Below are 11203 nucleotides of genomic sequence, written 5' to 3'. Positions count from 1 at the left end.
TTTATTTTATTACAACCATGAACAAAAAAATAAAAAATAATTTTACTGCGTCACTCTTGCTGGGAGCACTTGCTTTTACCTCAGTGTCTTGCGACGTAATCGAAAAAGAGCCAATAGAGAATTTTTCTCCGGAGGCTGTTTTCTCTACGCCTGACCGGATCGAGAAAGCTGTAGTGGGTATGTACGACGACAACCAGAATGCTGAATTCCTGGGTGGCCGTGCGCTGATCTATTCAGACGTACGTGGTGCTGACACAGATCCTGCCACGTTCTTTGGTGGTATTGGCTTATTCAATACATTATCGAACGACGGTACTGTTACGGCAGCGTGGACGGGCGGTTATAGAGCGATCTATACAGCTAACCAGTTCATGCAGGCATTGGCAGCAAACCGCGACAAAGTACCTTCTGATGTATTAGCTAAGCAGTATGAAGCTGAAGCAAGATTTATCAGAGCGATAAACCACTGGTACCTGGTTAACCTGTTTGCGCAGCCTTATACGTTCTCTGCTGATGGTTCGCACGCTGGTATTCCGATCTCATTGAAAGCATTTGATGCTACAAGTGCATTCTCTCCAGAGGCTCAGATACCAAGAAGCACTGTTGCCCAGGTATATGCTCAGATAGAGGAAGACCTGAAATTTGGTGCTGATAATCTTCCAACGCGTGCCGGCAATAACTTCGGAGATGTTGCCCGTGCCACTCAGGGTGCAGCTGAAGCAATGTTAATGCGTTTATATTTATATAAAGGCGATAATGCAAAGGCTATTGAGTATGCGGATAAAGTAAAAGCAAGAGGTTATGTTCTTAACCCTTCTCCTGTTACGATATTCACTAACTACACAACAAAAGAGTCGATCTTCTCTGTAGCGCACAACCAAGGGGATAACCCTAATACAAACAACTCGCTTGGTCAGCACTACTCTCCGGTTAAGCGCGGCGATATCTCGGTAACACCTTACCTGAACCTGTTTGGAGCGCAAGAGCTGAACGACCTGCGTAAAGCCTCTCTGGTAACAATTGATGCCAAGAAAAAAGCCTGGACGCTGAAGTATACAGATAACACCCAGTGGGTACCTGTTATCCGTTACGCTGAGGTCGTATTAACCAAGGCCGAAGCGCTTGCCAAGCAATCCGATCTTCCGAGCCAGGAAGCGCTTGATCTGCTGAATTCAATTCGCAAGAGAGCCGGTGCTACAGAGCTTACACTGCTGGATGTGCCTACTAAGGATGCGCTTGTTAATACCATTCTGCTTGAAAGAAGAAGAGAACTGGCCTTTGAAGGACATGGAATGTTCGATCTGCTTAGAAATAAGAAAGATATTCCTGCTAACGGATCTAACGCTGCTCAGGCCTATGGATCTAATAAAACCATACTTCCTATTCCTCAGGTAGATATCCAGGCGAACCCTAAACTGGAGCAGAACCCTGGTTATTAAGCATACCATAGTATAAAACAAAAGAGGCACTCAACTGAGTGCCTCTTTTGTTTTATGGTGTCTCTTAGAAAGTATACGTCAGCACTGCCCCGTTATACTCCGGCGAGGAGACAGGGATCAGGCTGATGTCCCGCTTATTGGCTTTTTTGTGCAGCTGCGGCACCAGTATACCGGAGGCAGCCCCAACCGCATACCCGATCAGGTTGTCGCTCAGGAAGTGCTTGCCCGCCTTCAGGCGCAGATAACCCACCGTGGCCGGCACGGCCGCCGCCGCCGCCCATACATAGGGCTCGGCACTGGAACTCACATTGAAGTCATGAAAGATCTTGGCCGCAAAGAAAGAGGCACTGGCCGCCGCAGCCGTATGGCCGGCAAAGAAGGCATTCCGGGCGTTCGCTTTTTTCTTATCAGAAAGCGCCACCTCGTTGCTATAGACCAGGGGGCGAATGCGCGGCACGTTGCCATTCGTCATCGTAAAGATAGCGCCTGTTACTGCCATCGTCTCTACATAAAGCACCAGTACCTGTCCGGCTTTGCTGCGGACGTTGTCGTTGAGCAGCAGCAGCGCCGGGGCGGCAAAGGAGCTGTAAAAGGGAATGTCGCTGGTTTTCTTTGCCTGGTCAGAGTGCCAGCCCGCTGAAAAGCGGTCAAAGCCATTTACGTCGCTTTTCCGCAGGTTCATGATCTGGGCTTCCGAAAGTCCTTCTTTGTCCATCATCAGGGTTAAGCCATAGTAGCTCAGCCCCATGCCGGCCACAATCACCGGGGCATCCACTTTTAAGCTGGTCTTATAAGGAGAGTCGTCCTGGCAAAAAGCTTGCCCGGAAAAGAGCGTAAGTATAATCAGGAGGGTTAAAATCCGTTTCATGTAAAAAGCTTTAAAGAATATTGTTAAATGCCTTTGAAACGCGGCCTTTAATAAAAGGTTTTCTGCCTGAAATAAGCAATCAGGGCATCTCAGTTGCTGCCAAATCCGTATGCGCGGGAGCATCCTGGTGTTGGCCTAATACTTGTGAGGCCATTATTTTAAGTATGCTAGAATTGTCTTAGCTTTGTAATCGCTGCCCAATGGTGCGGCTGGTTTATACTTTGTACCTAAACCCCTAATCAAATGCCTTATTTATTTACTTCTGAATCAGTATCAGAAGGACATCCGGATAAAGTAGCCGATCAGATTTCTGATGCGCTGCTAGATGAATTCTTAAAGCAGGACCCGCAGTCGAAAGTAGCTTGCGAAACGCTGGTGACAACAGGCTTGGTCGTGTTGAGCGGTGAGGTGAAAACCGATGCGTATGTAGATGTGCAGAAAGTGGCGCGCGATGTGATCAAGCGCATTGGCTATACAAAATCAGAATACAAGTTCGATGCAGATGCCTGTGGGGTGATCTCGGCTATACATGAGCAATCCAGCGATATTAACCAGGGCGTAGAGCGGGCTAATCCCGAAGACCAGGGTGCCGGTGACCAGGGGATGATGTTCGGCTATGCCACAAACGAGACGAACGAATATATGCCGCTGGCGCTCAGCATTTCGCATTTACTGCTGCAGGAGCTGTCTGCCATCCGCAAAGAGGGCAAGGAGATGATCTACCTGCGCCCCGATGCCAAATCGCAGGTAACCATTCGCTACAGCGACAACCACGTGCCCGAAAAGATCGACACGATTGTGATCTCCACCCAGCACGACGAATTTGTGTTGCCGGAGAATGACAGCAACGAAGCCAAGAATGCAGCCGAGGAGCAGATGGTGCAACAAATTTCAAAAGATGTGGCCCAGATCCTGATGCCGCGGGTACTCCGGTTGTTGCCGGAGCGCACACAGAAGCTGTTTAACGATGATATCACCTATCATATTAACCCGACAGGTAAATTTGTGATCGGTGGCCCCCACGGCGATACCGGCCTGACAGGTCGTAAGATTATTGTGGATACTTATGGCGGCAAAGGAGCCCACGGTGGTGGTGCCTTCTCGGGCAAGGATTCTTCTAAGGTAGACCGTTCAGCCGCTTATGCCACACGCCATATTGCCAAGAACCTGGTAGCTGCCGGCGTAGCCGATCAGGTACTGGTGCAGGTGGCATATGCCATTGGCGTAGCAAAGCCTGTTGGCCTGTATGTAACTACCTATGGCTCTACCCATGTAAAAGATGCGCAGGGCAACACAATGCACGATGGCGAGATCGCTGAAAGGGTGAGCAAGCTGTTTGACATGCGTCCGTATGCCATTGTGCAGCGCTATGGGCTGCAGAACCCGATCTTTGCCGAAACAGCCGCCTACGGCCATATGGGCAGAACGCCGGGAGTGAAGCAAGTGGAAATAAGCCGCAATGGCCATAAGGAGGTAAAGGAGTTCGAAACCTTTACGTGGGAAAAGCTGGACTACGTAGACAAAATCAAGCAGGAATTCAGCCTGTAATTTATCAGACACAAAACACAGCGCATCAGGTAAAAGCCTTTTGATGCCACCTAAAACAGAACGGCCTGCTACTTTTAGCAGGCCGTTCTGTTTTATACTATATATCCGAAGCTTTGTGTCGGCTAATGGGTCATTTGCTTTTGTTTGTGCCTTTTCAGCTGGCGGCGCATTCCCTCAACGGCAGCATCGGCGGCAGCCTCAAACGAAGGGGCGTCTTCCTGGGAAAAGAGCGTACTGCCCGGCACAAATAACCGGATCTCCACGGTCTTGTTATCAATGCCGTCTTTGTTATTATTCTTCAGGAACACCTCTCCGTCTACTATCCTGTCATAGAACGTTTCCAGTTTATTCACCTTCTGCTGGATAAAAGAATTCAGCTGCTCGTCGGCGTCAAAGTTGACGGAATACATTTGTAACTTCATAGTGCTTGCAATTAAAGGTTAAACTTATGCTTTTGGATGCGCTTTTTCGAAAATGAGTTTCAGCTTTTCGATGGAATTGTGCGTGTATACCTGTGTAGCCGCCAGACTGGCATGCCCCAGTAAATCCTTTATCGCGTTCAGGTCAGCGCCCTTGTTGAGGAGGTGGGTTGCGAAAGAATGTCGCAGCACATGCGGACTATTATGTTCTGATGTGGTAACCAAGCTGATGTACTTTTTTACAACGCGATAAACGAACTTTGGATAAAGGGGACGAGCTTTATTAGTAACGAGCAGCTTTCCGGAATTGTTATCAGGCAATTCGCTTTTCTTATGCTCCAGGTAGGCCGCTATACTTTCCAGCAGCGAGTCGTTAAGTGGCACAATACGTTCTTTGTTGCCTTTGCCCAGCACGCGTACGGTTTTGGCATGCGTGTCGATATCCGTGTGTTCGATGTGGAGCAGCTCGGCCAGACGAATGCCCGTGCCATATAGAAATTCCAGGATCAGGCGGTCGCGCTGGCCTTCAAAATTGGCTTCAAAAGAAAAACTGTCGAGAAAGGTGTTAAAAGGCTCTTCCGGCACAAAGCCCGGAAGCTTTTTAGAGGCTTTGGGCGCCTTGATGCGCAGCATGGGGTTTACCGGCACGCGTTGCTGGGCCAGTAAAAAGCGGTAGTAGGAGCGCAAGCAGGCAATTTTCCGATTAATGGAGCGGGGTTTGATGTGCTGCTGCACCAGCGTCAGCAGCCACGACCGGATGATAGTGTGGTCGGCCTCGGCCGCATCCGTAATTTGGTAGACCTCCTGCAGGTAGCGGGCAAACTGCCCCAGGTCGGTGTGGTAAGAGGTAAGCGTGTGCGGGCTATACCGCTTCTCGTATTGAAGGTACTTAAAAAACAGATCCATACTTTAGTATACCTGATGAGTAACTCAGATATACTAAAGTATGGAAAAATAAGATATGTTGGTAGAAAGACTAGTAGTTTAGGTTGGCGTACATCTGCTGCTTGTAAGCGGCACGCTCCTTCTGCTTTCTTTTAGATACAGATGGCTTCTCGAAGAACGTTCTGGCTCTCAACTCTTTCAGAACACCAGTTCTTTCAAATTTCTTTTTAAATCTTTTTAACGCGCGGTCTACAGACTCGTTATCTTTTACGTTTACAATGATCATATTATCTCTCGCTTCTCTTAGGATTTAGGGTTGCAAATTTACATAAGGTTTTGCTACAAAATCAACAATTTGCCTAAATATTTATCGCAAACAGTTAATTACCTGCTTTTAAAGGCCAAAAGAGCCTATAAAAGCGCTTACAGCAGTTTTATTTAAGGATGGCTCTGGCTATAACAAGTTTTTGTATCTCACTTGTTCCCTCACCAATGGTGCACAGTTTGGCATCGCGGTAATACTTCTCCGCAGGGTAGTCTTTGGTAAAGCCGTAGCCGCCAAATATCTGCACGGCCTCGTTTGCGGTACGCACCGCTACTTCCGAGGCATACAGCTTGGCCATCGCCGACTCCTTGTTCACGTTCAGGCCACGGTTCTTCATATCGGCTGCCTGGTAGGTCAGCAGCGAGGCCGCCTCGATTTCGGTAGCCATGTCGGCCAGTTTGAAGGAGATGCCCTGGTAGCTGGAGATCGGCTGGTTAAACTGCTGCCGCTCCTGCGAGTAGGCCAGGGCCGCCTCAAAAGCGCCCTGCGCAATGCCCAGCGACAGCGCGGCAATAGAGATGCGCCCGCCATCCAGCACTTTCATGGCCTGGATAAAGCCCTCGCCCACATTGCCCAGCATCTGGTCTTGGTGCACGCGGCAGTCCTGGAAAATGAGCTCGGTGGTTTCGGAGGCGCGCATACCCAGTTTGTCTTCTTTGCGGCCGGCGTTAAAGCCCGTTGTGCCTTTTTCAATGATAAAAGCACTCATGCCATGCGAGTCACCCACTTGGCCGGTGCGCACAATCACAACCGCTACATTGCCCGACTTGCCATGTGTGATAAAGTTCTTGGCCCCGTTAATTACCCAGTAGTCGCCGTCGGGCACGGCTACCGTGCGCATGTTGCCCGCATCCGAACCGGTGTTAGGCTCTGTCAGGCCCCAGGCGCCGATCCACTCGGCTGTTGCCAGCTTTGGCAGGTATTTCTTTTTCTGCTCCTCGTTGCCAAACTGCAGAATGTGGCCGGTGCAAAGCGAGTTATGTGCCGCCATCGAAAGCCCGATCGAGCCGTCGATTTTGGACAGCTCGGCTATGGCTGTAACGTACTCCAGGTAACCGAATCCTGCGCCGCCATACTCGGCAGGTACCAGTACGCCCATCAGCCCCAGCTCGCCCAGTTGCTTGAACACGTCCACCGGAAATTCCTGGCTGTCGTCCCACTCGCGCATTTTAGGCTTAATATGTTTGGCGCCAAAGTCGCGGATCATGTCCGCTATCATGCGTTGGTTTTCAGTTTGTTTTAATTCCATGTATGTTTTGTAGGTGTATTGCGTGCGTTATAACGGCAACACAATACCAGATGTTTACAAAGCTATATAATTGCTTCGAATCAGCCAATTTATTCCGGGTAATAAGCCACCCAGTCACGTGCCGGATGTAACCTGCCGGGCTGGCGCGGGTAAGTATTTTGATAGGGTTGATTTATTGTGTTATTTTGAATTTAGTTTGCTCTGGCTTGTCGCCAGCAGGCATTTAAAAAGGCGAAGCAGCAGGAAATGATAAAGTTTTTGCAGGACCTATTTGGTAGCAGTCCGGTACAGCAGGAGTCGCTCGGCGCCATCGGCGTGGACATGCACTCGCATGTGCTGCCAGGCCTGGATGACGGGGCTGACAGCCCCGAACGCTCGCTGGAACTTATTACGGCGCTAAAGGCCATGGGCTACCGCAAACTGATCATGACGCCGCACGTGATGAGCGACTTTTACCGCAACACGCCCGAAGGCATACGCGCGCGGCTGCAACTGCTGCAGGAGGCCATACTTGAAGCCGGAATCGAAATGGAACTTGGCTGCGCCGCCGAATACTACCTGGACGAAGGCCTGCTGGATAAACTGGAGAAAGGGGAGGAACTGCTCACCTTTGGCGACAACTACCTGCTGTTCGAAACTTCGTTCCTGAACGAACCCATGAACCTGCGCGAGGCCATTTTCCAGATGCAGGCCAACGGCTACCAGCCCGTGCTGGCGCATCCGGAGCGCTATACCTATTTTTATGGCAAGTATGAGGAGCTGGCCGGCCTGCATGATCTTGGCGTACTTTTTCAGCTTAACCTCAACTCGCTCACGGGCTATTACTCGCCGGGGGCCAGAGAAGTAGCCGAGCGGCTGATAGACGAGGGGCTTGTCGACTTTCTGGGGTCCGACACGCACAGCCTCCGGCACATTGAATCCCTGAAGAAGGTACTCTACAGCAAACACCTGACCAAGGCGCTGGCACTGCCTATCCGCAACAGCCAGCTATAAATTTTCTCTATACCTATAATCTGCACCATGGTTTTTGTTACAGGAGGCAGCGGCCTTATCGGCAGCTTTTTAATTGAGGCGCTTCTGGAGCAAGGGCATGCCGTAAAAGCCTGTTACCGGAACCAGGTGCCGGCGCTGCGCAGTGCCGCGCAGGTGCAGTGGCTGGAGGGTGATATACTTGATCCGGCTTTCCTGCGCAACGCTCTGGCGGGTGTGCATTATGTTTTTCATTGTGCCGGGCTGGTGTCTTATGCGCCGCAGGACCGCGAACTGCTCAAACAGGTGAATGTGGAAGGTACCGCCAATATAGTGGATGCCTGCCTGGAGCAGCAGGACATTAAGCTATGCCACGTCAGCTCTATTGCCGCAGTAGGAAGGCCAAAAAATGCCCGTGTCCTGACAGAAGAAAGCAAATGGGATGCTGCCGCGGAGCACGCCGCTTATGCCAGCTCCAAATACCTGGGCGAACTGGAAGTATGGCGCGGTGTGGCCGAAGGGTTAAATGCTGTGATCGTAAACCCCTCGGTGGTGCTGGGCCCGGCCGACTGGAACCGGAGCAGCACGCAGCTGTTTAAGTATGTATACAATCAAAATGCCTTTTATACGGTTGGCAGCGCCAATTTTGTAGATGTACGCGATGTGGTGGCGGCCATGTTGCAACTCACATTCTCGGATATATCCGGAGAAAGGTTTATCTTAAATGCGGGACAGATGACCTACAAGGAGTTCTTTGCCCAGGCGGCTGCCTGCCTGCGCCGCAAGGCGCCTTCGGTGCGCGTGCCGCCCTGGCTGGCAGAGGCTGTATGGCGCCTGGAGCATGCCCGCTCGTGGCTGACCGGCAGCCGGCCGCTGATCACCAAAGATACGGCCCGCGTATCGGCCAAAAGCCACCTGTTCAGCAACGAAAAGGTACGAAAAGCCACGGGTATTGCCTTCCGGCCGCTCTCCGAAACCATTACCTGGAGCTGCGGCCAGCTGCTGGAAAATATTTCGGGCGACAAGGTGCCGCAGGGCCTGCCGGACTAAACTATTTGCAGCATTAAAATGTAGTATGACGTAGGCTGCTATAAATATGCAGCTTGTTGGATATTGGAGATGAAAGATAACTTTGAAGAACACAGCGAGGAGCTGGAATTGATACAGCGTTTCGAGCAGATGCTCGGAAGCAATGAAACGGTGTTTTTTGACCTGACAGATTTTGAATTTATTATAGACCACTATACGGCCGGCTTCGAGTATAAGAAGGCGCTGGCCGCCTGCGATTCTGCCATTGCGCAGTACCCTTTTTCCACGGAGCTGCAGATAGACAAGGCGCAGCTGCTGGCCATGTCGGGCAGTTTTGAAGAGGCCATGGGCATGATCGACAAAGTAGCCGAAGTGGAGCCCGCCAACCCCGATGTGCAGCTTACGCGCGGCATCATCTTTACGCAACGCGGCGAATACCGCGATGCCATCGATCATTTTAAAAAGGCCATGGCCTACGATGCGGAGCGCGACGATATTTACTTTAATATCGGGCTGGCGTATCAAAGCTGGGGCAAGTTCAGTTCGGCCATCAAGTACTATAAAAAATGTATTGTGCTGAACGTGGAGAACGAAGCGGCGATGCAGGAAATCGTGTATTGCATGGAGGTGACCAACACCCTGCGCGAGCACCTGCCGTTTTTCCAGGAGTTTGTAGACAACGACCCATACTCGTATGTGGCCTGGTTTAACCTGGGCAACGTGCTCAACAAGATCGGTACCTACGACAAAGCCATTGCCGCTTACGAATACGCCACCCTCATCAAACCTGATTTTATTACCGCCTACAACAACATGGCCAACGCCTATGTGTTTCTGGGGGAGTATACCAAAGCCATCGAGCATTTTAATGCCATGCTGGAGCAGGGCTCGCCGTCGGCAGAAGTATACTGCAATATTGGCGAGTGTTATGAGAAACTGAGCCAATGGGACCTCTCGCGCCGGTATTACCAGAAGTCCGTGGACCTGGACCCGGAGATGGATGAGGCCTGGTTTGGCATTGGCGTAATTCTGGATGCCCAGAACAAATGGCATGAGGCGGTGCACTTCTTTAAAAAAGCGGTAGAGCTTTACGACGACAGTGCCGAGTACTGGATGGCGCTGGCAGCGGCAGAGTACCAGGTCGGGCACGTGGTGTCGGCGCTGGACAGCTATGAGCGCGCCGCCGAAATCCAGCCCAACGACAAGAACATTTACCTCAACTGGTCCATTATTTTGTTTGAGCAGGGCAACTTTGAGGAGGCCACCGATATTATTTTAAATGCCATAGAACTGCAGCCAAACGAAGCAGAGCTATATTACAGGGCATGCGCGTACATGCTTTCGGCAGGAAAATACCGCGAAGCTTACAATTATTTGGAAAATGCGTTAATTTTGGACTTCGATAAGCATAAGCTGCTGTTTGAGTTCTTCCCGGAGCTGGAGTCGCAGCGCGCATTAGCCCGATTAATTGATCAGTACCGCAAATAAAAAACATGAACTATACGCTGAATAGCCTGCCCAGCCGTGAGGCGAAGCCCCGTGACAGAGGCTTTACCATGGCCATGGACAAAGGCCTGAGCATCCGCGAAACGGAGGACTTCCTGGAAGTTGCCGGCGAGTATGTCGACATTGTTAAACTAGGCTGGGCCACTTCCTTTGTCACCCCTAACCTCAAAAGGAAACTGGATATCTACCGCGAAGCCGGCATTCCCACGTATTTCGGGGGTACCTTGTTCGAGGCCTTTATCGTGCGCAACCAGTTTGACGAATACCGCCGCGTGCTGGACCAGTACCAGATGACCTTTGCCGAAGTATCGGACGGCTCCATAGAGCTGGACCACGGCAAAAAGTGCGAGTATATCCAGACGCTTTCCGAGCAGGTTACTGTGCTGTCGGAGGTTGGTTCAAAAGACGCCGAGAAGATCATCCCGCCATACATGTGGATCAAGCTGATGCAGGAAGAGCTGGAAGCTGGTGCCTGGAAAGTGATCGGCGAGGCGCGTGAAGGTGGTAATGTGGGCTTGTTCCGGTCTACCGGCGAAGTCCGCAGCGGCCTGGTGGATGAGATCCTGACCAAGATCCCGTTTGAAAAGATTATCTGGGAAGCGCCCATCAAAGCGCAGCAGGTATGGTTTATCAAGCTGCTTGGCGCCAATGTGAACCTGGGCAACATCGCCCCTTCGGAGATCATTCCCCTGGAGACGATCCGGCTGGGGCTGCGCGGCGATACGTTCTGGCACTTCCTGAAAGAAGAAAATCCTGACCTGAAGGGCTGCTAACCGATAACCCAACCCTTAAAATTGCCCGCCCGGAACTATCGCCGGGCGGGCAATTTTTATTTCTAACAGATCCGGCAAAGGCTTACGGTAGAAGCTGCAGGTAAAAGCTGTTTCACGGTTAGCGCAACAGTTCCCTGGCTCTTTCCTGGCGCAAGCGTCCGCTTGTGCCGTGCTTTTAAACGAAAGCCCCGTC

11 protein-coding genes are annotated in these 11203 nt (G+C 51.1%); 6 read left to right on the top strand and 5 right to left on the bottom strand.

Annotation, left to right across the window (positions count from 1 at the left end; genetic code table 11):
* Window positions 1-17: 17 nt before the first annotated feature.
* On the top strand, window positions 18-1439 hold the full coding sequence (locus LWL52_RS13810; RefSeq protein ID WP_242920884.1) for a RagB/SusD family nutrient uptake outer membrane protein: 1422 nt from the start codon (window positions 18-20) through the stop codon (window positions 1437-1439).
* A gap of 64 nt (window positions 1440-1503) precedes the next feature.
* Here the strand turns inward: LWL52_RS13810 and LWL52_RS13805 are convergent, their stop codons facing one another.
* Window positions 1504-2307: a phosphatase PAP2 family protein gene (locus tag LWL52_RS13805; RefSeq protein ID WP_242920882.1), complete on the bottom strand. Its 804-nt coding sequence runs from the start codon at window positions 2305-2307 to the stop codon at window positions 1504-1506.
* A gap of 243 nt (window positions 2308-2550) precedes the next feature.
* On the opposite strand from LWL52_RS13805, the gene metK reads away from it, so the two are divergent.
* Window positions 2551-3855, top strand: coding sequence for a methionine adenosyltransferase (metK, locus tag LWL52_RS13800; protein WP_242920880.1), 1305 nt, complete (start codon window positions 2551-2553; stop codon window positions 3853-3855).
* A gap of 122 nt (window positions 3856-3977) precedes the next feature.
* Here metK and hpf read toward each other — a convergent pair whose 3' ends face one another.
* The 4 genes from hpf to LWL52_RS13780 form a co-directional block, all read right to left on the bottom strand.
* Window positions 3978-4277: a ribosome hibernation-promoting factor, HPF/YfiA family gene (gene hpf, locus LWL52_RS13795; RefSeq protein WP_242920878.1), complete on the bottom strand. Its 300-nt coding sequence runs from the start codon at window positions 4275-4277 to the stop codon at window positions 3978-3980.
* Window positions 4278-4301: 24 nt separating this feature from the next.
* Complete coding sequence (locus LWL52_RS13790; protein WP_242920876.1) at window positions 4302-5180, bottom strand: tyrosine-type recombinase/integrase; 879 nt, start codon at window positions 5178-5180, stop codon at window positions 4302-4304.
* A gap of 70 nt (window positions 5181-5250) precedes the next feature.
* Window positions 5251-5445 carry a 30S ribosomal protein S21 gene (gene rpsU / locus LWL52_RS13785; protein ID WP_242920874.1) on the bottom strand — a complete coding sequence of 65 codons (195 nt, stop codon included), beginning with the start codon at window positions 5443-5445 and terminating at the stop codon, window positions 5251-5253.
* A 148-nt stretch (window positions 5446-5593) separates the two neighbouring features.
* Window positions 5594-6733: an acyl-CoA dehydrogenase family protein gene (locus LWL52_RS13780; protein ID WP_242920872.1), complete on the bottom strand. Its 1140-nt coding sequence runs from the start codon at window positions 6731-6733 to the stop codon at window positions 5594-5596.
* A gap of 246 nt (window positions 6734-6979) precedes the next feature.
* Between LWL52_RS13780 and LWL52_RS13775 the strand changes: the two genes are divergently transcribed.
* The 4 genes from LWL52_RS13775 to LWL52_RS13760 all read left to right on the top strand — a co-directional run bounded on the left by LWL52_RS13775 (window position 6980) and on the right by LWL52_RS13760 (window position 11010).
* Window positions 6980-7726, top strand: coding sequence for a tyrosine-protein phosphatase (locus tag LWL52_RS13775; protein WP_242920870.1), 747 nt, complete (start codon window positions 6980-6982; stop codon window positions 7724-7726).
* Window positions 7727-7753: 27 nt separating this feature from the next.
* Window positions 7754-8752 (top strand): NAD-dependent epimerase/dehydratase family protein, encoded by a 999-nt coding sequence (locus tag LWL52_RS13770; protein WP_242920868.1) that lies wholly within the window; start codon window positions 7754-7756, stop codon window positions 8750-8752.
* Window positions 8753-8821: 69 nt separating this feature from the next.
* Window positions 8822-10219, top strand: a complete 1398-nt coding sequence (locus LWL52_RS13765; RefSeq protein ID WP_242920866.1) for a tetratricopeptide repeat protein — start codon at window positions 8822-8824, stop codon at window positions 10217-10219.
* A 5-nt stretch (window positions 10220-10224) separates the two neighbouring features.
* Window positions 10225-11010 (top strand): phosphosulfolactate synthase, encoded by a 786-nt coding sequence (locus tag LWL52_RS13760; RefSeq protein WP_242920864.1) that lies wholly within the window; start codon window positions 10225-10227, stop codon window positions 11008-11010.
* Window positions 11011-11203: the final 193 nt, after the last annotated feature.

This window comes from Pontibacter liquoris (assembly GCF_022758235.1).
Classification (GTDB): domain Bacteria; phylum Bacteroidota; class Bacteroidia; order Cytophagales; family Hymenobacteraceae; genus Pontibacter; species Pontibacter liquoris.
The sequence above is the reverse complement of the archived record's forward strand: the minus strand, read 5'-3'. Positions and strand labels throughout refer to the sequence as shown.